This window comes from Methylobacterium nodulans ORS 2060 (assembly GCF_000022085.1).
Classification (GTDB): Bacteria; Pseudomonadota; Alphaproteobacteria; order Rhizobiales; family Beijerinckiaceae; genus Methylobacterium; species Methylobacterium nodulans.
In genome coordinates this window covers 5,484,263-5,505,923 of sequence record NC_011894.1, presented here as the reverse complement: position 1 = coordinate 5,505,923, position 21,661 = coordinate 5,484,263, and the positions used below count along the sequence as shown (strand labels likewise).

At 65.9% G+C, this 21,661-nt stretch carries 19 protein-coding genes, 1 tRNA gene and 1 CRISPR repeat array; of the genes, 17 read left to right on the top strand and 3 right to left on the bottom strand.

What is annotated here, in order from left to right:
- The first annotated feature begins 51 nt into the window (after positions 1 to 51).
- The 16 genes from MNOD_RS48245 (at position 52) to MNOD_RS25560 (ending at position 18,213) form a co-directional block, all read left to right on the top strand.
- The gene (locus MNOD_RS48245) at positions 52 to 210 is read left to right on the top strand and encodes a hypothetical protein (protein WP_015931870.1); all 159 of its coding nucleotides are present in this window, start codon (positions 52 to 54) and stop codon (positions 208 to 210) included.
- Positions 211 to 382: 172 nt separating this feature from the next.
- Positions 383 to 458, top strand: a tRNA-Ile gene (locus MNOD_RS25630).
- A gap of 84 nt (positions 459 to 542) precedes the next feature.
- Positions 543 to 2,309, top strand: coding sequence for a site-specific integrase (locus MNOD_RS43950; RefSeq protein WP_015931869.1), 1,767 nt, complete (start codon positions 543 to 545; stop codon positions 2,307 to 2,309).
- Positions 2,310 to 2,510: 201 nt separating this feature from the next.
- On the top strand, positions 2,511 to 5,201 hold the full coding sequence (gene cas3 / locus MNOD_RS25620) for a CRISPR-associated helicase Cas3' (RefSeq protein WP_198157538.1): 2,691 nt from the start codon (positions 2,511 to 2,513) through the stop codon (positions 5,199 to 5,201).
- Positions 5,202 to 5,435: 234 nt separating this feature from the next.
- A complete protein-coding gene (casA, locus tag MNOD_RS25615; protein WP_015931867.1) occupies positions 5,436 to 7,118 on the top strand; it encodes a type I-E CRISPR-associated protein Cse1/CasA in 1,683 nt (560 codons plus the stop codon).
- Positions 7,115 to 7,732, top strand: coding sequence for a type I-E CRISPR-associated protein Cse2/CasB (gene casB, locus MNOD_RS25610; protein ID WP_015931866.1), 618 nt, complete (start codon positions 7,115 to 7,117; stop codon positions 7,730 to 7,732). Before casA ends, casB begins: the two co-directional genes overlap by 4 nt.
- A 1-nt stretch (position 7,733) precedes the next feature.
- On the top strand, positions 7,734 to 8,774 hold the full coding sequence (gene cas7e / locus MNOD_RS25605) for a type I-E CRISPR-associated protein Cas7/Cse4/CasC (protein WP_015931865.1): 1,041 nt from the start codon (positions 7,734 to 7,736) through the stop codon (positions 8,772 to 8,774).
- Positions 8,774 to 9,595 carry a type I-E CRISPR-associated protein Cas5/CasD gene (gene cas5e / locus MNOD_RS25600; RefSeq protein ID WP_015931864.1) on the top strand — a complete coding sequence of 274 codons (822 nt, stop codon included), beginning with the start codon at positions 8,774 to 8,776 and terminating at the stop codon, positions 9,593 to 9,595. The genes cas7e and cas5e overlap by 1 nt, the downstream gene beginning before the upstream one ends.
- The gene (gene cas6e, locus MNOD_RS25595) at positions 9,592 to 10,323 is read left to right on the top strand and encodes a type I-E CRISPR-associated protein Cas6/Cse3/CasE (RefSeq protein ID WP_015931863.1); all 732 of its coding nucleotides are present in this window, start codon (positions 9,592 to 9,594) and stop codon (positions 10,321 to 10,323) included. Before cas5e ends, cas6e begins: the two co-directional genes overlap by 4 nt.
- A 62-nt stretch (positions 10,324 to 10,385) precedes the next feature.
- Positions 10,386 to 11,264, top strand: coding sequence for a type I-E CRISPR-associated endonuclease Cas1e (gene cas1e, locus MNOD_RS25590; protein ID WP_244424560.1), 879 nt, complete (start codon positions 10,386 to 10,388; stop codon positions 11,262 to 11,264).
- A 13-nt stretch (positions 11,265 to 11,277) separates the two neighbouring features.
- Positions 11,278 to 11,556 (top strand): type I-E CRISPR-associated endoribonuclease Cas2e, encoded by a 279-nt coding sequence (gene cas2e / locus MNOD_RS25585; RefSeq protein ID WP_015931861.1) that lies wholly within the window; start codon positions 11,278 to 11,280, stop codon positions 11,554 to 11,556.
- A gap of 92 nt (positions 11,557 to 11,648) precedes the next feature.
- A CRISPR array of direct repeats spans positions 11,649 to 15,461; the repeat unit is 29 nt; unit sequence GTGTCCCCCGCGGATGCGGGGATGATCCG.
- Positions 15,462 to 15,766: 305 nt separating this feature from the next.
- A complete protein-coding gene (locus MNOD_RS47125) occupies positions 15,767 to 15,952 on the top strand; it encodes a hypothetical protein (RefSeq protein WP_157091553.1) in 186 nt (61 codons plus the stop codon).
- A 415-nt stretch (positions 15,953 to 16,367) separates the two neighbouring features.
- Entirely contained in the window at positions 16,368 to 16,784 is a 417-nt protein-coding gene (locus MNOD_RS25575; protein ID WP_015931859.1) for a hypothetical protein, read from the top strand.
- Entirely contained in the window at positions 16,766 to 17,242 is a 477-nt protein-coding gene (locus tag MNOD_RS25570; protein WP_157091552.1) for a hypothetical protein, read from the top strand. The genes MNOD_RS25575 and MNOD_RS25570 overlap by 19 nt, the downstream gene beginning before the upstream one ends.
- 21 nt (positions 17,243 to 17,263) lie before the next feature.
- Positions 17,264 to 17,524, top strand: a complete 261-nt coding sequence (locus tag MNOD_RS25565; protein WP_015931857.1) for a hypothetical protein — start codon at positions 17,264 to 17,266, stop codon at positions 17,522 to 17,524.
- Between the two features lie 374 nt (positions 17,525 to 17,898).
- Positions 17,899 to 18,213: a hypothetical protein gene (locus MNOD_RS25560; RefSeq protein ID WP_157091551.1), complete on the top strand. Its 315-nt coding sequence runs from the start codon at positions 17,899 to 17,901 to the stop codon at positions 18,211 to 18,213.
- A gap of 309 nt (positions 18,214 to 18,522) precedes the next feature.
- Here MNOD_RS25560 and MNOD_RS25555 read toward each other — a convergent pair whose 3' ends face one another.
- On the bottom strand, positions 18,523 to 19,410 hold the full coding sequence (locus MNOD_RS25555) for a hypothetical protein (protein WP_015931855.1): 888 nt from the start codon (positions 19,408 to 19,410) through the stop codon (positions 18,523 to 18,525).
- A 213-nt stretch (positions 19,411 to 19,623) separates the two neighbouring features.
- Here MNOD_RS25555 and MNOD_RS25550 point away from each other — a divergent pair, with 213 nt between their 5' ends.
- Positions 19,624 to 19,848 (top strand): response regulator, encoded by a 225-nt coding sequence (locus MNOD_RS25550; RefSeq protein WP_043749406.1) that lies wholly within the window; start codon positions 19,624 to 19,626, stop codon positions 19,846 to 19,848.
- Between the two features lie 502 nt (positions 19,849 to 20,350).
- On the opposite strand, the gene MNOD_RS47120 is transcribed toward MNOD_RS25550, so the two are convergent.
- Both MNOD_RS47120 and MNOD_RS25545 read right to left on the bottom strand, forming a co-directional pair.
- Positions 20,351 to 21,187: a hypothetical protein gene (locus MNOD_RS47120; protein WP_157091550.1), complete on the bottom strand. Its 837-nt coding sequence runs from the start codon at positions 21,185 to 21,187 to the stop codon at positions 20,351 to 20,353.
- A gap of 84 nt (positions 21,188 to 21,271) precedes the next feature.
- Positions 21,272 to 21,496: a helix-turn-helix domain-containing protein gene (locus MNOD_RS25545; protein WP_015931853.1), complete on the bottom strand. Its 225-nt coding sequence runs from the start codon at positions 21,494 to 21,496 to the stop codon at positions 21,272 to 21,274.
- Between the last annotated feature and the right edge of the window lie 165 nt (positions 21,497 to 21,661).

Here is a 21,661-nt window from a genome sequence, read left to right as displayed (position 1 = left end):
GGATCCGCAGCGTTGTGTCGGCAGGTCCATGACGGTGTGAGAGGCGGCATCATGACCACTCCCCCGAAACAGAGTCCTCTCCTGGCCCTGACCTATCCGGTGGCCTTCGTGACGGGCGCTCTGATCATCGGGATCCTTGCCGGCGGCTGGCTCGTCACCGAGACGGCCTCGTCCGCGAGCGGGCCCGTGGCGGATCTCGCGGAGCCCTGATTCCGCGCAGGCTTGCCGGGCCGGACTTTATCCGGCCTCGCCCGTGTCGCGGCAGGCCGGATCGCCCGCGACCGGAGGATGCGCCCCGGGGCGGGCCGGGCGATTGCACCGCATTCGTTTTCCGGATGACGTTCGGGCGCGAACCCGCTATCCGTCCGCGCATGTCCTCGTCGGGCCCGTAGCTCAACGGTTAGAGCCGGCCGCTCATAACGGTCTGGTTGCAGGTTCGAATCCTGCCGGGCCCACCACACTGCACGTAAGTGCTTGTGGGGGCATAAGCTTCTGATAGAACACAGGTTTCTCAGCGCGGCTGTGACACAGGACTGTGACACATGGCGGGTGAAACCGTGGCCCATCAGCCCAACCTCGTGCTGCGCAATGGCACGTTCTATCTCCGGATCCGCGTCCCGCTCGACCTCGTGGGCGCCCTCGGACGCACTCACATTGTGCGCTCCCTCCGCACGAAGGAGCGGAAACAGGCCCTGAGCCGGTTCCGCCTGGAGCAGGCGCGGGTCGAACGGGACTTCGCGTCCGCCCGCCGTGACCGGGACGATGATGCGTCCCTTCGCCGCGTACTCGCCGCCGGCCGCATCGAGAGGCTGTCGCGGCGAGACCTGGAGACACTGACTGTCCGCTGGTTCGAGAGGGCTGTGCAACGAGTTGCACCGGGCTCCAGCAGGGGCGATGCGACGCGGTTCATCGACTGGGACGAAATCCTATCCGAGATCCGCAACGACACGTCTGTCCTCCAAAGCCCTAAACCAGCGGACTATGCGGAGCGCGTCCAGTTCGCCGCCAATCAGGTGCTGCTTGAGGCCGGGTTCCCGGCGCAGCCGGATGGTCCGGGGAAGCTCAAGCGACATATCAAGGTGCCGGCGGTCGACCGCCAAACCGAGCAGTACAGGGAGCTCGAACAGCTCGTCCGCCGATGCCTTCTAGAGCTGAACCAGCGCCAGATCGCCGATCTCACTGGGCAGCGAGCCGAGGCGGTAGATCCGCTGTTCGATACGGCCCGGAGGTCCCACGACTCATCACCGAAGCGCACGTTGAACGCCTTGATCTCAGAATTTGAGAAGGATCCCGGGCGAGGTGCGCGGACCGGAAAGACCAATACCGACTACCGGATGGTGTTCACCGCAATGCGGGAGATCATAGGTCCGGACACTGAGGTGCAAAGCATATCTCGCGAGCACACGAAACGGGTGCGAGATCTATTTTTGGCGCTGCCGCCAAATGCCACGAAGCGATTTCCTGGGATGACATTGCTCCAAGCGGGTGAGCTTGCACAACGCAACAGGCTTGCAACCTTGAACATTCAAACAATAAATTCCCATTTGACTAAAATGTCTACCATGTTCAATTGGGCAATAAAAGAAGAGTGGATCGGCCGCAATCCTGCTTCCGGTCTTGCTATTGATGAGGTGCAGAAAAATAAGAGAGAGCCATTTGATCTTGAGCAGTTGCGAGCTATATTCTCTGCGCCCATCTATGCCGGATGCCAGGACGATGAGGCGGGCTATGCCAAGCCAGGCGGGTCTCACCCGAGACGCGCTCGGTTCTGGGTGCCTCTGCTTAGTCTCTTCCACGGCCTGCGGCTGAATGAGGCATGCCAGCTTCGCGTAGAAGATCTGGCGGAACGCAATGGGATCACTGTCCTTCATGTGCGAGCCGCTGATGCGGATCAGCGCATCAAAAGTAAAGCCGGAACCCGTATCGTGCCTCTGCATCCAGAGGTCATAAAGATCGGATTTGTTGACTACGTAAGGGACCTCCCTGTTGAAGGAGATGGGCGTATATTTCCGGAATTGCAGAAGGATACTCGCGGGTACTACTCGGACGCCTTTCAGAAATGGTTCTCACGTTTCCTGCACTCATGCGGGGCCGCAAAGACGGGGACCAAGTTCCACTCGTTCCGCCACGGATGGGCTGACCGGCTGCGGGAGGCCGGGGTCCCAGAAGACCGGCGGCGGGCTCTGGGGGGCTGGGCCTCAACTGGCGCTGATGCGGGCTACGGAAAGGGGTTTCCCACTCGGATACTGGCCGAGGACATCGCGAAGGTGGAGTATAGGGGGCTGGACCTGAAATTCTTGCATGCTTAGGGTGGGGCGGCGTAGCGGCATGAGGCCTGTTCCGGACACAGGGAAGCCCGCTGACGGCGTTTCTGCTGTCGAGGTTAAGGGAGAGGGGCACGCCGAGGCTGAAGCCCGCCCGAGGGATCCTACAGCACTGTCTGATTAGATCCGCTATAACGATTAACCGCTACGCCCCGCTCGCTTGGGTCTTGCTGTTGTGAGGGATTGGTGACCTTCCAAACTTTTTGGGGCAAGGCGAGGCCAAGTAAAAGATCAATCGGGCCTAGATTTCACCCAGTGTGGGCCCACAGCCTCGACGTTGCAGCGTCAGGCCTCGCATTAATACGTGCTAGGCCGCAGGCGTTCATGACACTTGCCCAACAGCTCGGCTGGGAGCTTGAGGCGCTCCGGGCATTATGGCTCCACCTCCTCGCCCTCCATGACATCGGTAAGTTCTCACCGCTGTTCCAGGCCGCGGCTCCTCATTGCTATCCGCACTGCCAGATCCCGTGGCCGGAGGACGTGGTCCTCAAAAACCTCGATCCAGGCCACCCTACGGCAGGGTTCGTGCTGCTCCGCGACTGGATCGATGACGGGGCGACACCGGGAGACGCGCCGCCGTTGTGCGCGGGCTGGGACTGGGGTGAGACGACCCTGCTCCTCGAGCCGATCCTCGGCCATCACGGCCGGCCGGCTGCCGGCCCGGACCGGCGTCGGGGCTGGGGACATCTCTTTCGGCCGGTCGGGGCCGCGCATGCGGCTTTCGCCTATTGGCGCGCCGTTGCGGCGCTGCTGCCCGTTCCCGACCTACCACCGCCGTCGGAAGCCCAGCTCAAAGCTGTGAGTTGGAGGCTTGCCGGCCTGACAGCGCTCGCCGACTGGATTGGCTCGGACCAAAGCCACTTTCCCTACACTGCGCCCGATACAGACCTGCGCACCTACTGGGAGGCCGCGATAGCCCAGGCGGAGGGCGCTGTGGCGGCGTTCGGCCTCGTCCCGGCTGCTCCGGGACCGCGCTTATCCTTCTCAGCCCTGACCGGGGTGACGTGTCCACCTTCGGCGGCGCAGTCTTGGGCAACCGAGGTCGCATTACCCGACGGGCCCCTCCTTATCATCGTCGAGGACGTGACGGGTGGCGGTAAGACCGAGGCGGCCTTGATGCTCGCCCATCGGCTCCTCGCCGATGGGCGAGCCCGCGGCCTCTTCCTCGCGCTGCCGACGATGGCGACGGCGAACGCCATGTTCTCCCGCGTCCGGGAGATCGCACCCCGGCTCTTCGGCGAGGGGGCTAAGCCTTCCCTGACCCTGGCTCACGGTGCCGCTACCCTGCACCCGGCCTTCCGCTCGGTGCCGGTCCCGGCCGCGCCCGGTGCGGCTCCCGCCGGGGAGCGGGAGGGTGAGCAAGACTCCGCCGCCGTGGCGGCCGGATGGCTCATGGGAGAAAGTCGTCGCGCCCTGCTGGCCGATCTCGGGGTCGGCACCATCGACCAGGTGCTCCTCTCGGTTCTGCCGGCCCGCTACCAAGCGGTGCGCCTCGCTGGGCTCGCCGACAAGGTGCTGCTGGTGGATGAGGCCCACAGCTATGACGCCTACGTGGGGACCGAACTCGAGCGCCTCGTGGCCTTCCATGCCGCGGGTGGGGGCTCAACCATCATCCTGTCGGCGACGTTACCCCGGACCGTGAAGGACCGCCTCGTCGCGGCTTGGCGCGGGGCGGTGGGCGATGGAGGCGCGCCGCTCAAGCAGGCGCACTACCCAGTGGCTACGCTGGTAGCCAGAGCCGGCAGCCCGGTTGAGAAAAGGCTTCATGCCCGGCCCGAGCTGCGCCGGAACTTGACGGTTACGCGGGTCCCGAACCCGTCCTCCGCCCTTGAGCGCATCCGCGCTGCGGTGGCCGCGGGCGCCTGCGTCGCTTACGTGCGCAACACGGTCGACGACGCCATTGAGACCGCCGCCGTTCTGCGGCAGGCCGGCATCCCTGCCGACCTCTTCCATGCTCGCTTCGCGATGCACGACCGCCTTGCAATCGAGGAGCGGGTGCTGGCGACCTTCGGCAAGAGCTCTCAGCCAGAGGATCGGCGGGGGCGGGTGCTGGTGGCGACGCAGGTCCTGGAACAGTCCCTGGATCTCGACTTCGACCTGATTGTCTCTGACCTTGCCCCGATTGACGCATTGTTGCAGCGGGCCGGCCGCCTTTGGCGCCATGCAGGCCGGCCGCGGTCGGTGTCCGGCCCTGAACTCGTGATCGTCTCGCCCGATCCGGCAGGCTCAGTCAGCGCCGACTGGGTGGGAGCGGCTTTGCGGCGGACCGCGTTCGTCTACACTGATCCAGCGATCCTGTGGCGCACGGCGCGCACGCTTTTCGCCTCTGCGACCTTCAACGTTCCCCGCGATGTGCGGAGCGCCATCGAGGCCGTCTACGCGGAAAACAAGGGGGACGTGCCGGAGGTGCTCCTCGCGGCGTCGGACGAACAGCATGGTCGAGCCGGTGCGGAGCGCGCCTTTGCAGACCAGAACCTCCTTGACCACCGCGACGGCTACCGGGCTGACGGTAAGGCTTGGCAGCAGGAGAGGCAGGTTGTCACGCGCCTGGCGGAAGCAGCCCGCGTGCTGCGCCTGGCGCGGCGTGATGGTGAGCGCCTCGTACCCTGGGCCCAAGATCCAGATCCGAGCACCGCCTGGTCGCTGTCTGAGGTCAAGGCCTACGAGCGTGTCTTGCGGGGCCGGCACCAAGCGGAGGTCCGGTGGCGTTCCCTTGTCGATGCAGTTCGCGTTGGTTGGAGCCGCTTTGACGAAGATGTGATCCTGCTGCCGCTGGAGCGGCAGCAAGGGGAGGCATGGGCGGGTGTGCTCGTCGATGATGAAGGTCAGGCTGTCAACTTCACCTACTCTGTTGCCGAGGGGCTCAGGGTTACCTAGGCTCGGCCGGGCTCGCGGAAGCGAGCATGAACCGGTGTGTGACGGAACCCGAGGACACATCGAACCTCAGGTTCCCCGCGGAGGCGGGGATGCTGATGCAGCGATGCGGATGCGCCTGCGGGGGCGCGAAAAAGGAGTGGGACGGAACCCGCGGACCACTTGCACGGTAGCCCCTATTGTGCAAGCAATGCCCCCAGAGCGGAGACGACTCCCCCGTTCCGCAGGGCTACCGAAATGCGCCCCTTCTCACTGCTCACCGAGCCGTGGATCCCCGTCCTGCGCGCCGACGGCACCCACGCCTGCATTCGCCCGGCTGAAATCACCGCGGACATCGCGGCCAATCCCGTCGTCGCTCCGGCCTGGGGCCGGCCCGACCTCGACGCGGCGACCCGGGAGTACTGGATCGCCCTCTTCGGCACGGCCTGCGGCAGTTGGGCCGGTCCAGGCGCCTGGAGGGAGCATCTGCGCCACCCACCCGCACCCGAGGTGCTCGACGCTGCCTTCGCTCCGCTCGCACCCGCCTTCATCCTGGACGGCGAGGGGCCGCGCTTCGGGCAGGACCTCGAGGACATTGCGGGCGAGACCGTTCCGGTCGGTCAGCTTCTGATCGAGGCGCCCGGCGCCAACACGATCAAGCGCAACCTCGACCACTTCGTGCGCCGGGGCCGGGTCGAGACCCTGTCGCGGGCAGGCGCCGCCATCGCGCTCCACACGCTCCAGACCTACGCCCCGTCCGGCGGTGCCGGCCACCGCGTGTCAGTCCGCGGCGGTGGGCCCCTCACCACGCTACTCCTTCCAGGCCCGCCCCGCGGCGGCGACCCGGCCCGGCCGGTCCCACTATGGCAAACCCTCTGGCTCGCGACACCGGCGTGTGAGGCAAGCTCGCTCAAGCGCGTTTTTCCCTGGCTCGCGCCCACTCGCACCTCCGAGCAGAAGCGGGTGACGACGCCCTCCGACGTCGATCCGCTTCAGGCCTTCTGGGGCATGCCGCGCCGCGTCCGGCTCGTCTTCGAAGCGAACACCGAGGGCCACCCCTGCGATCTCACTGGCCGCATCGACCCAGTGGTGGTCCGGGCCTACCGCACCCGGCCTCATGGCACGAGTTACGTTGGCTTCACTCACCCACTCTCGCCGCACTACCGGGGCAAGGCCGATGAGCCTTTTCTGCCGGTGCACGGTCAGCCCGGCCGTGTCGGGTACCGGCATTGGGTCGGACTGGTGGTGAGCGATCAGGCCGCCTCGCCTCTGAGGAGACCGGCTGACGCTGTCACTCTGGGGCTCTCCCGCCTCGAAGGCGTCGGCGGGCCCACCGCGGCGCAAGCTCGTCTCCTCGCGACCGGCTACGACATGGACAACATGAAGGCCCGCGCCTTCATCGAGAGCGAGATGCCGCTCCACCTGCCGCCCCCCGGCCGGTTCAGTGACCTCAACGGTGCTGTGAGCGACATGATCAAGGGAGCGTACGCGGCTGAGGGACTGCTGCGCACCGGGGTGCGCGCGGCCCTGTTCGTCAAGGCCACGGCCGGCGATGGCTTCCAGAACGCTCCAAAGGGGGGCGGGGCAATCGATCTGGCTCGCGCCCGGTTCTGGGAGCGCACGGAAGCCGCTTTCGGCGAGGCCCTCGCGGCTCTTTCGGAAGACTTAGCCGATCCGAACGCCGACGCCCTGGTCGTCACGACTGCGGCACGCGAGGCTTGGCGCGAGAGCCTGCGCCGGGCGGCGATCGACCTCTTTGACGACCTCGTCCCACTCGACGACCTCGACGCCCTCGACCTGCGGGCCGGGCAGGCTCGGATCGAGGCCCGCAGCAATCTTCACCTTGCCCTTCACGGCTACGGCAAGTCTGGCGCCAGCTTCTTCGAGGCTTTGGGGTTCGAGCCGCCGAAGCCGTCCAACAAGCGCAAGGAGCGCGCATGAGCGACGAGACGTCTTCCGGTCCCGCCGGGCCGTCGGCGGCAGACCATGATCGCCGCCGGGCCGTGCGGCGCTGGTGGCAAAACCTCCAGCCGCTGCGGTCGGATGGCACCGCCAATCCCAACGCTGATCGGGCCGCTCTGGCACGCCTGCGCCGGGCATCCAGCGTGCTCGACATTCTCGATGAGGCGGTGGTGTTCTCGCTCCATCGCGCCCTGGGCTACGGCCGAGCGCGGGCTGCCGAAACCCTCGTGCCGGTCGCAGTGACGGCCGCGGTACTCGCCCATGTTCGCGCCCATGATCCTGCGGCCAAACCTGCCCGGGTCGTCGGCCGTGCGAGCCTGGCCGACCACGATTATGAGACCGCCTGTCTTTCGCCCCTGCGCCTCAAGCGCCTCCTCCAGGCCCGGGAGCCCGATGATCTTCTGCGTCAGATGCGCCGCTTGGTCGCCCTGGCAGATCGCCCGCTCGACGTTGGGGCCCTTGCCCTCCTGATCCTCGGCTGGGCCGACGAGGAGCGAGGCCCCCGCATCCGTAGCCGCTTCGCCTACGAGTACCACGCCGCCGCCGGCGATCCGCCCGGCTCCCCCGCGCCTCTGCCTGACGGGTGCTCCTGAAATGACGACATTCTTCCAGCTTCACGTGCTGACCGCTTACCCGCCGGCGAACCTCAATCGCGACGACACCGGCCGGCCGAAAACCGCTAGGGTTGGTAACGTCGACCGGCTGCGGGTTTCCTCCCAAGCTCTCAAGCGAGCCTGGCGCTCATCAGACGCTTTTGCGGAGGCGCTCGCCGGCCACCTCGGCCAGCGCACGCAGCGCCTCGGCGAGACAATCGAGGGGCACCTCATCGACCGCGGCGCTGACCCAGCCACCGCCCGCACAGCAGCCCGCGCCGTTGCCGAGCGCTTCGGCAAGCTCAAGAGTGAAGGGGATAAGAAGCCGACCCACATCGAGCAGCTCGCCTTCATCTCGGCGGATGAGCGCAAGGCCGCCTTCGCGTTGGCCGAGCGGCTGGCTGCTGGCGAGACGGTCGATGTCGATAAGGCGCCGCTCCTGCGCCGTGCGGACGGTGCCGTCGATGTCGCGATGTTCGGGCGCATGCTGGCCGACAGCCCGGAATTCAACCGAGAGGCAGCCGTACAAGTGGCTCATGCCTTCACGACCCATCGGGCCCCTGTCGAGGACGACTACTATACCGCCGTGGATGACCTCAAAGGCCCGCAGGAGGATGCGGGCGCCGGCTTTGTCGGCGAGGCCGGGTTCGGCTCGGGCCTGTTCTACCTCTACGTCTGCATCGACCGCGACCTCCTGGTGCGCAACCTCGCCGGCGATGAGGATTTGGCCCGGGCCGGCCTCTCCGCCGTCGTGCGAGCCGTCACCACGGTGGCGCCCCGCGGCAAACAGGCCAGCTTCGCGAGCCGTGCGCGGGCAAGCTTCGGTCTGCTTGAGCGCGGCAGCGAGATGCCCCGGACCTTGGCGGCCGCCTTCCTCAAGCCGGTCGGAGGCGAGGACGTGCTGGAGACCTCGATCGCTCGCCTGCTGAGCTTGCGCGAGAGTTTCGCCCGGGCCTACGGCGACGAGGCGGAAACCGCGATCATGAACGTGCCGGCCGGTGAGGGCAGCCTCGCCGACTTGATCGCGCTTGCGGTCCGCTAATGCCTGCGGGCCTCGTCTTCACGCTCTATGCCCCCTTCGCCGGCATGGGCGACGTTGCGGTGGGTGAGGAGCGTGGCAGCTTTGACCGGCCAGCCCGCTCGGCGGTCCTCGGCCTCGTGGCGGGCGCCCTCGGGATCGACCGCGCCGACGAAGCCGGTCATGCCGCCCTCGATCGGGGCTACCGCTTGGCCCTGCGGCTGCGCACGCCCGGCTGCCTGGTGGAGGACTATCATACCGTCCAAGCTCCGCCGGTGGATCGCAAGGCCCGCTGGGCGACGCGGCGCGAGGCCCTGGCCGTGGCAGGCCTGAACACGCTGGTCTCGCGGCGCGCCTACCGGGCGGATCCAATCGTGGATGTGGTGCTGATCCATGTCGACGAGGGCCCCACCCCGGAAGCGCTGGCCACAGCGCTGCGGCGCCCGACCTTCGCGCCGTATCTCGGCCGCAAGTCCTGCCCGCTTGGGCTGCCGCTCCGGCCGCTCTGGGCCGAGGGGGTCACCCGGGTTGGGAGCCTGCTCGCTGCCCTCGACGAGACCTTCGTGACGCACGACGCTCTAGATCCGGAACCGACCGCGACGGTGCTCGATGTCCTGCGCCGGGCCTATGATCCAGATCCTGACCGGCCGGCCGCTTGGCCCCTCTACGCGGATGTCGACCTCGCTGGCCGCGGCACCTGCGCCGACATGCTGAGCCCGGAGTACGAGGTGCTGCGGATCGAGCGGCGGCGCGATCGGGTTGCAAGCCGCGGGCGTTGGCAGTTCGCCCTGCGTGAAGAGGCAGTGGCGGTTCCGCGGCGGAATGGTTCGGAGAGCGCCTCGTGAACCTGCATCTGAGCCGACTTCGCTTGCGTCGCGACCCCGATGTCGCCGCGCTCGCTCACCTCCTTCTACCCAAGACGGAGGGGGCCCGCGTGGCCGCCGGCCACCGCCTGCTCTGGTCGCTGTTTGCCGACAGTCCGGACCGCGCCCGCGACTTCCTCTGGTGCGAAGACGCGGGCGGCACCTGGCAGCGTGCCACCTTCCTCATCCTGTCGCGGCGCAGACCACAGGACACCCGCGGCCTCTTCGAGATCGAGACCAAGCCGTTTGCTCCCGTCCTCGCGCCGGGCCAACGTCTCGGCTTTCGGCTACGTGCCAGCCCCGCGGCGAGCGACACGCCCACCGCCGTCGGCCGCCGCGGCAAGCGCATTGATCCGGTTGCCCGCGCGCTGCGCGACCTGCCGCCGGAGGTGCGAGCGGAGCGCCGTCACTCGGTCCTTCAGGAGGTCGGAGCAGGCTGGCTCGCACGACAAGGCGCGCGGGCCGGCTTCACTCTTTGCGATGCCGAGGCGCCGAGCGGGACGCGCCAGCCCTGCCTCAGTGTGGACGGGGAACGCTGGAACGTCTTGCCCCGCGAGGGTGCCGCGCCGGTGCGGTTCTCAAGCCTCGATTTCGAAGGCGTGCTGCGCGTCGAAGACCCCTCCCTGTTTCTGGCCGCCCTCGCTGAGGGGTTCGGCCGCGCCAAAGCATTTGGGTGCGGCCTGATGTTGATCCGGCCCAACCGGGGATGAGCGGTGCAAGTCTGCCCGGGCTGCCACCGCCCAAACCTATCCCGATCAAGGATCGAGCTTCCTTGCTATTCGTCGAGAAGGGACAGCTCGACGTGCTCGACGGTACCTTCGTGTTGGTGGACGAGAACGGGGTGCGGGTGCAGATCCCGATCGGCGGCCTCGTCTGCCTCATGCTGGAACCCGGTACCCGGGTGAGCCATGCCGCCGTGGCGCTCGCCGCCCGAGCAGGCACGTTGCTGGTCTGGGTTGGGGAGGCGGGAGTGCGCCTCTACGCGGCTGGTCAGCCGGGAGGCGCCCGTGCGGACCGGCTGCTGTGGCAGGCCCGCCTCGCCCTTGATGAGTCGGCCCGGCTCAAGGTGGTGCGCCGAATGTTTGAGCTGCGCTTTGGCGAGGCCGCGCCCGAACGCCGCTCCATCGACCAGCTCCGGGGAATTGAGGGCGCCCGCGTGCGTCGCCTCTACCAGTTGTACGCCCAACAGAACGGGGTCGTGTGGAACCGGCGCGCCTACGATCAGGGAGATTGGGACGCCTCCGATGTACCGAACCGCTGCCTCTCGGCCGCTACGGCCTGCCTGCACGGCCTGGCTGAGGCCGCCGTGCTAGCAGCCGGCTATGCGCCAGCCATCGGCTTCCTGCATACCGGACGGCCACGCTCCTTCGTGTATGATGTAGCGGACTTATTCAAGTTCGAGACCGTAGTGCCGGCGGCCTTTCGGGTGGCGGGGCGCGCTGCGAGAGGTGCGCTGTCTGGGCCAACGGAAAGGGTAGTGCGGCACGAATGCCGTGACATCTTCCGGCGCACGAGTCTCCTGGAGCGGATCATTCCGGCGATTGAAGACGTGCTAGCCGCCGGCGGCCTGCCGCCGCCCGACGCGCCCACTGACGCCCAAGAGCCGGCCTTCGATGAACCATCCTCAGGCGACCCGGGCCACCGCGGATGAGGAGCTGGGCCTTATGATGGTCGTAGTCGTCGAGAATGCGCCGCCGCGCTTGCGTGGACGCCTCGCTGTCTGGCTCGTGGAGATACGCGCTGGCGTCTACGTTGGTGTCTACTCCCGTCGCACCCGCGAGCGGATATGGGATGAAGTCCGCTCAGCGATCGGCGAAGGCAGTGGCGCTATCGCTTGGAGCACCCCGAGCGACGCCGGCTACGCTTTCGACACCTGCGGCAGGAGCCGGCGCGAGCCGATCGACTTCGACGGTCTTCCTCTTGTTGCATTTCGGCCAGACTGAGGCTCAGCGTTCATCCGCCGGAACGCCTGCCGAACGTCGGTGCGCTCTTTGACATCGTGAAACACGAGTTCTTCAAAGGCTTTATCGGAAGAGTGTCCCCCGCGGATGCGGGGATGATCCGTTCGAGAAGAAGGGCGCGACGGCCCTTGATCCGTGTCCCCCGCGGATGCGGGGATGATCCGGTTGCAGAAATCCGCCGACTGCGCCGTGCGTAGTGTCCCCCGCGGATGCGGGGATGATCCGGCGCGGGAGATCGTGCGCCTGCGCGACCGGATGTGTCCCCCGCGGATGCGGGGATGATCCGATAAGGCGCCCGAGCTGACCGCTCGCGCGGCAGTGTCCCCCGCGGATGCGGGGATGATCCGGCACCTGGAACAGGTCGGGCGGCGCCGAGATCGTGTCCCCCGCGGATGCGGGGATGATCCGTCCGAACAGCACCCAGGTATCGGCATCGACTTGTGTCCCCCGCGGATGCGGGGATGATCCGGTCGAGGAGATCCGCGCCTTGTTTCAGGAGGTGTGTCCCCCGCGGATGCGGGGATGATCCGTAACAGTGCCCTTTAGAATAGAGTAGTTATCGGTGTCCCCCGCGGATGCGGGGATGATCCGTCGGCCTCACGGTCATTGAAACGTACAATGTAGTGTCCCCCGCGGATGCGGGGATGATCCGCTCGGCCACGGCCGCGGGTCGCAAGGGAGGCCGTGTCCCCCGCGGATGCGGGGATGATCCGGGAACCGGATCGATTGCCGCGTTCCCGATTTGGTGTCCCCCGCGGATGCGGGGATGATCCGTATTTACACGCCAGAGCATCGTGCGGCACCTGGTGTCCCCCGCGGATGCGGGGATGATCCGGCAGAGATGCCCTTGACCACATGCCCGGACGGGTGTCCCCCGCGGATGCGGGGATGATCCGTACGGGGCATTCAACTGGCGGGATCAGAACGTGTGTCCCCCGCGGATGCGGGGATGATCCGCTTAGACAACGTGTTAGGCCCGGCTCTCGCAAGTGTCCCCCGCGGATGCGGGGATGATCCGCTAGTGGCCGACAACATCACCTCGAAGCTGCTGTGTCCCCCGCGGATGCGGGGATGATCCGATGCTCCACGACATGGACGTTCAGGCGGGGCGGTGTCCCCCGCGGATGCGGGGATGATCCGGTCACGGGCATCACGTTGAGCCTATCGGGTGAGTGTCCCCCGCGGATGCGGGGATGATCCGATCTCGGCAATCGCCTTCATGCCGCGTGCCATGTGTCCCCCGCGGATGCGGGGATGATCCGAATTACCAGGGCCGCGTGTCGTCCACCGTGACGTGTCCCCCGCGGATGCGGGGATGATCCGTTCCACCTCGACGCCTGGGTGGCCGGGCTGCCGTGTCCCCCGCGGATGCGGGGATGATCCGCTGGTCACTTCACCATTCTCAGGACTGCCATTGTGTCCCCCGCGGATGCGGGGATGATCCGGTCGACCCGCTAACGGTAGCGGCAACGGACGGGTGTCCCCCGCGGATGCGGGGATGATCCGTCAGCGCCGCCGATGCTGACCATCGACCAACCGTGTCCCCCGCGGATGCGGGGATGATCCGATGCAACTGATGAAGAAGCACGGCGCCGGACGGTGTCCCCCGCGGATGCGGGGATGATCCGCCCGGGGACGATCAGGCGAGCTGCTTCTGCCTGTGTCCCCCGCGGATGCGGGGATGATCCGCTCGCGGCAATCAGCACGGCGCCGAGCAGGATGTGTCCCCCGCGGATGCGGGGATGATCCGGACGAGGTGCGAGCTCTCCGCCCGGCCGACGTGTGTCCCCCGCGGATGCGGGGATGATCCGAAACACGGCGCTGGCCGGCAGACGTGGCGCCGGTGTCCCCCGCGGATGCGGGGATGATCCGGTAGACCGGCCCATTTAGCCGGCCGTCAACGCGTGTCCCCCGCAGATGCGGGGATGATCCGCGCTGCGGAGCGCCATACTGAGGCGCCACTCTGTGTCCCCCGCGGATGCGGGGATGATCCGACGGAGACCGGCATGGCCTAGCGCGCCTCTCTGTGTCCTCCGCGGATGCGGGGATGATCCGTCTGTCCTTTCCACCGCAGCGGGCGGTGTTTGGTGTCCCCCGCGGATGCGGGGATGATCCGCATACGCTGGACGAGCACTTGAGTTGTCACGTGTGTCCCCCGCGGATGCGGGGATGATCCGTCCGCGAGGTCCAGCAGGTCGTCCGGGGTGGTGTGTCCCCCGCGGATGCGGGGATGATCCGTGGGCCGCCCTCGCAACGCGGCGCTCCTCCGGGCCGTGTCCCCCGCGGATGCGGGGATGATCCGGCTCCTGCGCCGTCCAGGCCGCGGCGATCTTGGTGTCCCCCGCGGATGCGGGGATGATCCGCCAGAACTTGCCCTGGTGCTCCTCACTCACGCGTGTCCCCCGCGGATGCGGGGATGATCCTCCAAGCGCGTCAGGGTGCTTGCGGTAGCGGACGTGTCCCCCGCGGATGCGGGGATGATCCGCCTTGGGAAGCCTGATGAATGCCTGGTTTCGAGTGTCCCCCGCGGATGCGGGGATGATCCGCACGAGGCGCTGCTTGCAGCGGACATCATAGCGTGTCCCCCGCGGATGCGGGGATGATCCGGCACCGGACGCGGTGACAGGGGGCGCGGAGGCGTGTCCCCCGCGGATGCGGGGATGATCCGCCCGACGTGAAGTCCTTGATTTCCTGGCTGAAGTGTCCCCCGCGGATGCGGGGATGATCCGCTCTGCGCCTCGCTCTGGTGCGCGCTGCGGCCGTGTCCCCCGCGGATGCGGGGATGATCCGACGCCGATCGGCCGTTTGTGGCAAGTTCTGCGGTGTCCCCCGCGGATGCGGGGATGATCCGGGCACAGTCGCCGCGTGCGGCGTGCCGGTCCAGTGTCCCCCGCGGATGCGGGGATGATCCGCCTGTCGCTCGGCGCAATGGCCAGCCGTGGCGGTGTCCCCCGCGGATGCGGGGATGATCCGCCAACCGCCCGCGCGGACGTGGGTATGGACGTGTGTCCCCCGCGGATGCGGGGATGATCCGGAGGAGCCCAAGGCTGCAAAGCCGCGGCGCCCGTGTCCCCCGCGGATGCGGGGATGATCCGCCCGTGAAGCTGTATCGGCCATGATCCCTGGCGTGTCCCCCGCGGATGCGGGGATGATCCGATGGCAGGGTTATCCGTCAGCTCCAGATAAGCGTGTCCCCCGCGGATGCGGGGATGATCCGATTTCCGCATCTGCTGACCCATCTTGGACTGCGTGTCCCCCGCGGATGCGGGGATGATCCGCCGCCGCCGGCCCGCGCCCATTCCGTAGGACGGTGTCCCCCGCGGATGCGGGGATGATCCGCCCGGTGCCGGTGTTCGGATCCGGGCAGGAGGGTGTCCCCCGCGGATGCGGGGATGATCCGCTCTGCACTGCCTCAGACGCGATGCCAGCGGCGTGTCCCCCGCGGATGCGGGGATGATCCGGACTTGACGGCGGTTGTCGCTGCCTTCCGGTGGTGTCCCCCGCGGATGCGGGGATGATCCGCCGCACTGGCTCTCGCCAGCCTGTGGGCTGACGTGTCCCCCGCGGATGCGGGGATGATCCGTTTCCAAGCCACAGGGTCAGCCAATCCCCGATGTGTCCCCCGCGGATGCGGGGATGATCCGGCTGAGACCATCGCGTCATAGTTCGTTCTGCGGTGTCCCCCGCGGATGCGGGGATGATCCGTGCACGTCATTGAGGTTGATCCTCCCGCCGCGTGTCCCCCGCGGATGCGGGGATGATCCGGTCAAGAGCTTCCTCGGCCAGGCGCAGCCGCGGTGTCCCCCGCGGATGCGGGGATGATCCGACGACCGCCGGTCAGGAAGCGCACGCGCTCGCGTGTCCCCCGCGGATGCGGGGATGATCCGTGTTGCGGCCCGCCTCCTGCGCCTGCGCAATCGTGTCCCCTCGAATGCGGGGACGATCCGGCCGGCAAGACCACGTTGGCGAGCGAGTTTCCGTGTCCCCCGCGGATGCGGGGATGATCCGCATCGCTACTCTAGCCCGGCAGCGGCGTGCGAGTGTCCCCCGTGGATGCAGGGATGATCCGCTGACGGATCAGCCAGGGATGAGAGGTGAGGTGTGTCCCCCGCGAGTCGGGGATGAAGGTGCGCGGCTCGCAGACCGGATGCAGTCGACCGGTGCAACAAGTTTCACGGGCGGCTCCTTCTCGATGGGCGACGTCAACATCACCGTCGAGAGCAAGGGCTCGTCCGGCAACCCGAAGATGGACGAGGCCAACAACCGCAACCTCACCGCACAGCTCGAAGTGATGATGGACCAGAAAATCTCGGAATGGGCCGCCAACGCCATGCGGCCCGGCGGGATGCTTCGCAAGGCGGGGGCACGACCGAGTTGACGGAAGCTTCAGTGGGTGACAAAGGAAGTCGAACACGGTTGACGAAGCATCGTAGACTAGGTAAGGCGTAAGAAAAACTCAAGACAACGCTTGCTGAGCGGGTCCTGAGGCGGTAAAGAGGATGCAGCCTGCACCTTTGCGGGCTCTCTGCTCCTGACTTCTCCCCGCGGCTCCGAAAGGACCGCGGGATCCCTTTGAGGATCGCCATGACGCGCCCCGTCATTTTCGCCGCGGCTGACCCGGAACTTATCCAGGCGCTCGACAAGGCAGCAGCTCGACGTAGGGCAGCCGCCTCGCTGACTGGTGGTGTCTCGAAGTCGATGATCGTCCGGATCGCGCTGGTCGAGTGGTTGGAGCGGAACCATCCAGACCTTGTCGTGCAACACGTTGCACAGCCTGCCCTAGGAGCACCCCGATGATTGATCTAGGTATCAACACACTCGGACGCGCCGCGAAAAGCGACAGCCTCCGCGTTCGCCGCGGACCCGTTCGGCTCTTCACCGGAGAGTCTTCCTCGGCCCCCACGCCGGCTCGCAAGGAGGCGGATCCATTCGACGGTCTCCCGTCCGAAGTTGTGAAGTTGGCCAAGGAGCGCGGATACGGCGTCGATACCGCCCGGTTCCTCGCACTCGTGCTCGACACCTGCCGCCGCACTGGCGAGCCGCTGACCATCGACACCTTTGAGTTGGCCGCTGCCCTCGGTGTCACGACGCAGCGTGCAACTGATCTGAAGACGGCCCTGCTGCGCGCCGAGCTTCTTCGGCGGTCTCACACCTCCGGCTCCCTGAGCATGGAAGGCTTGATCCCGGGCGCGTGGGCCGCAACACGATGAACTCCGGCACCTTCGACCGCGTCGCCCGCGCCTTCCGCTGCCGTCCGCCTCTGGACCTCGTCGCGGTAGCGCGATGTGTGGCCCGTGGCCATGCCGCGCACGCCTTGATCCTCCAAGAGGCCAAGGTCGCACCGGCTCAGGCCGACAGACATCGGGGCCGGATCGAACAAACCCAAGCGCTCGAACAGTTCTGGGCCTCGGTGGGCCTCTACGTCGCTCTTGGCGATTTGGTGGAGGAACATGATGGGGCGCTGCCGTCGTGCCTTCGGTCTGATCTTGTCCGCGCCATGGAACGCGCTGCCCGGGACATCGCGGATCCGTTGGGTGAGGGGTACGTGCCGCCACCCCTGCGCGCCCTCCTTCCGCCGCGCGAGCACCTGCCCAACTGCCTGCCTGAGGCTCTTACCGCTGTCTTCGGCCTCACCTCAGCCCGGGTCCCAGCTCTCACCGCCGCCTAGCCCTGCTCTCGGAGAAAGCTCATGACCACTAACACCACACCAACTACCGCCGCTGATCTCTACCTGCCCCTTGATGAAGACACGCAAGCCTTGGGTGTCGCTGAGGCCGTTTTCTTTGATGGCGACACCCTCGATGCAGTCGCCGCGCGCACGAAGCGGCCGAAGGAGGAAGTTGCCGGCCTCCTGCTGAAGTTCTCCCTCAAGGCCGCCCACCTCGCCGTGACCGAGCTTGGTGAGGCTCTCGGTGTGCAGGGGTCCGCCGAGCCGAGCCCGAGCGCCTAGGGCCGTGTTTCGAAACGAAGCGAGATGAAGCGAAACACGCAAAATGGAGAACGGAGATGGCCCGCCCTTGCACGATTTGCGCGCATCCGGCGCGGGCCGGCATCGACGCCGCCCTCAGGGCTGGTGCATCTCTCGATGATGTGGTGACCCAGTTCTCCCTACCGTCACGATCTGCACTCCACCGGCATCGGGCCGGCCACCTTGGGCGTCCGGTGACCTTCCATCTGCCCCCAGTCGCCCAGCATCCGCAGCACCAGGAAGCGGGGCTGGAGCTACCCTCTGCGCCGGCTGACACTTCAGTGGTGCTCGATGGACTCTTTGACCGTGCCTTAGTGCAAGCACAGCGTCGCACCCTACAGGATTACGCGAGGCTCATGGTGGACGGCCTCGCGCATACGTACGCCGCCGCGACCGCGGCCGGTGATCTCTCGGTGGCGGTGCGCGCGCTCCGCGAGTTGCGGGGGCTGTTGCAGTTCCACGTACTGGTCCCGGTAGAGAAGCTGAAACAGGCGCCGGGATGGGTTGAACCTCCGATCCCGCGCGACCCAATGGCTGCAATGGCACTCCTTCTTATGTCGCCGGATGGCAGCGCCCCGGCCGAAGAGGCCCTGGAAGAGCTGGAGGCGTGCTGGCCCGGGTTTACGGCGGATTGGCGGGAGGGGAGAAAGGACCCGCCGAACTCGTTCTAGCAGTCAAAATCTGACGCTTGATACCCACTCGCGAGGTCGGCTTAGGGTGGATTGTGTTGAAAAACTCGCTTTGGCGCTCGTTGACGGATCTCAGCATACAAAGAGTTGGGTCTGCACGTCGCACCAGCTGCTACATATAGAGGTCCCGGAGGGCATCAGGGACTTTTTCAACAAAATCGGTGGATTGCGGAGCTTGGCTCGCCGCCTGCAAGCGGACGTTCCGCCTTGCGCCCGACCGCGTTAGTTCTCGGCATAGCGACGGCCCTGAAAGCGGCCTTTCAGCTTCGGAACTGAGGCTGCTTTAGGTCGTCACTTCATCTTTGTGACGATGGGTACTGGCCCAAGAGACGTATCGGTCCGCACGGACGGCAAACCATCCATGATGTGGGGCTGGTCGTCGGCGGTGAACGCCGCGACTGCGCGACCGCCCTCCCATGCAACCTGCAGCTTCTGCCGGACGCCGCCAACGCTGCGCACGAATTGGCTCTCGACCAGCGCGCCCACGCCCTCTTCCATGCGCCGCGACGCCTCGATTTCGAGGATTGCCTGGGAGAAGGCGCCCTGCTGCGAGAGCGGGGCTGACACGAACCGCTCAAGTTGGCGAGCGATCTTCTTGCGGATCCGCGCGGCGATGCCGAACCGTTTGGAGGCCTTCGCACCGTCGCCGATGGTGACAACGTCGGGCTTGCTCGGCTTGGTGACGGTGTTGACCACCTTCTTGGTCTGCCTGTCCCAGACGAGCTTGGCGATCCACGGCTGAGCCGGGCCATCCCATCCGAAAAGCAGCAGCTCGAGATCGCGCATCGAGCCGAATTTGTGGTCGCGCAGATATCGCTCTGCGATCTCCTTGGCGAGGTTCACGAGGCCGTCGGACACCGGCTGGACCTTCTTGCCGTCGGCGATGATGAGCGCTCCCATGGCGCGCTGGATGTGGGCAATGACGGTCAGGGCCTCGAAGCAGTGCCCAGCGAAACCCAGGCCTATCGTTGTTTCGTAATAGGGGTTCATCCATGCGCCGAGGCCCGGCGTCAGCGCGTCCATATCGAAGCAGCGGACATCAATTGAGAAGAGCTTGATGGTATTGTCAGAGTGGGTGTACCACACCGTGCCGACCCTCTCGGATGCCCTGGCGTCCGCTAGCGCAGCGAGAGAAGTTACACTATAGCTCTCGTCCAGCCAGCATGCGACGATTGTCATCCCTTCTCTCCTGTCTGATGGTATGTGTTAGGTGCTGATTAGACCAGCGTCGACACGGCAGTCCGATCCGGTATCGGCCAGTAGTCGCCTGACTGGTCTGTCGATGAAGCGGGGCTTGACTCGGTCTACGTCGTCTGCGAACTCGGCTCAGAGATAGCCCTTGGACGAGTAGCCGACCTCGGTCCGCGGATCACGCCTTTCAGCACGGTGACGATGTCGCGGCTGACGCCGCGGTCGACGGTGCGAGCCGCGCGACCGGCAGAGGAGACATCTCAGCTCACCGAGGTGCTGAGGGACCGCAGCATCCCGTTCGTGTTCACGACCGGCTACGATGCAAGGGTAATCCCGGCGGAGTTCAACGGCGTTGAGCGGCTGCAGAAGCCACTCCAATTTCGGCAGATAGTCGTCGCGGTCGCGAAGCTGACGAACGGCGCGTAGCCCGGGAGCGGACGCTCTGAACGTCTCAGAAGGGTCGCAAGCAGCTCTTGGCAGCGGGTACCAAGCGTCAGATTTTGACCACTAGTTGGGCAAATCCTCTGGAGCCGCCGAGCTGGAACGGTGCCCGTCTCTCACGAGCGGTATCGTTCGCGTAAGGCCCGGAATGGCGCGCTGAAGACCCACGATGACAGAGCGCCCTCGGTAAAGGGGCACTTCTGCATGGTGATCTCCCCTACCGGCCGCGCTCTACTCGCCGCCGGAGGCGGCTCCCTGAGCCCGCCTCCGACGGTTTCGGCCCTTCGGGTGACAATCGCTGACGCGCGATGCGGCGGCCTTCGGCCAGTTCTGCTTAGTGGGTGCCAGTTGCCCGAACCGGCCTCAAGGCCGCAGGGGCGTTGACCCCGGCCGGGCCGCCCAGCCGAGAGCTGCCATAGGGGGCAAAGCCCCCAAGTGGGCAGGCTTCGCCACCCTTCAGGCGAGCGAAAGGCCCTTCAGGACACCGCTAACTGTCGCCCTTTGCTTCAGCGTCTTCCTTCGCTTGCCTTTTGGTAACTGTGACGACTTGCAGGATGTAATCGGCCATAAACAGCGCGTTTAAGCTATTCTTAAGACTCGAATAGCTGACAACCCCGTGCACAGTTGCATGCCGATTTGAAACACTATTCTGTTCAGCTTTAGTAGCTGCCGCGGGAGTGGAGACATACTCATATAGATGCTCGGTCAGCTTACCGTAAAACTCCAATGCATACATGCCGCGCGGTTCCGTCTGTGACGTATCCAACTCGCCGGCGAGTTTCTGTAACTCCTTCTGACTTGTGATGGTCTGCAAACTTCCCGCGTGGATTTCCACTCTGGAAATCCTTTCTATTTCTGGAAAAAGAACACGGCAGACACAGCGATACAGCCCTTGCTCGTGCGCCTGAATGGCCTCCCGAAACGTGGCCTTGGCTTCATCGTCAACATCATAGCCGTCAACGCGCTTTAGAACGGTGTCACGGATAGAAGACCAATTATCTCTATAAAATTGCTCCAAGAAACTGCCGAGATCAGAAACGTCCTGATCTTTCTCAACCTCATCGAAAGGAATTGTGTAATGAGGAAGAAAACCGGCCGCTTCCAGCTTCTTGCAGTTAGAAGTAAGTTTTGAAATTGCCTCTATGTGTGGTGCCGAAATTTTGATCGCGCGTTCGGCAGCAAACTGAAAATCAGCGACGAATTTAGGAACGCGAGGCAGAAAGCTTTCAATCTGCTTCTGAAGCCGGAGAGAAGGTTCTAGAACCTTCGCCATGCGCTCCTGTAGCTGTAAAAGACCGGCAAAAGCTTCTTCGCTATCGCTCACCGTTCTCCCCTCTGCTCACCTACTCGACGCCGCCCACCATACGCAGGAAACGCGGGCGCGGGTCGCCCCGGCCGTGGGCCTCGTCTACCTGTCCCCGATCGCGGCCAAGCTCAACCCGTAGCCGTCGCGGTGCAGCTCGACGCCTGCGGCCTCGAACTCAGCGCGTAGCCTCTCTCGTGGCTCCCGGTTCAGGTGGTCGCCGTCCTCGAACTTCGACAGCGTGTGCAGGGCCACGCCGCTCCGGCTCGATAGCTCGCGCGTGGTCCAGCGCAGCACGGCACGAGCGGCTTTGCTCCGGGCGGGTGTCATGTTGAGAGACTACACCAGCCGCCCCGTTCTACGTGTATTTATGTACGGTTCGCGGTATAGCAGCCTCAACGCTGAGGGCGGGACGGCATTGTCAGCATTGGGGTCTTAGTAACTAATGGACATTTCACAAGAGCGCCTAAACAACTTGGTTGCGCATCCATCAGA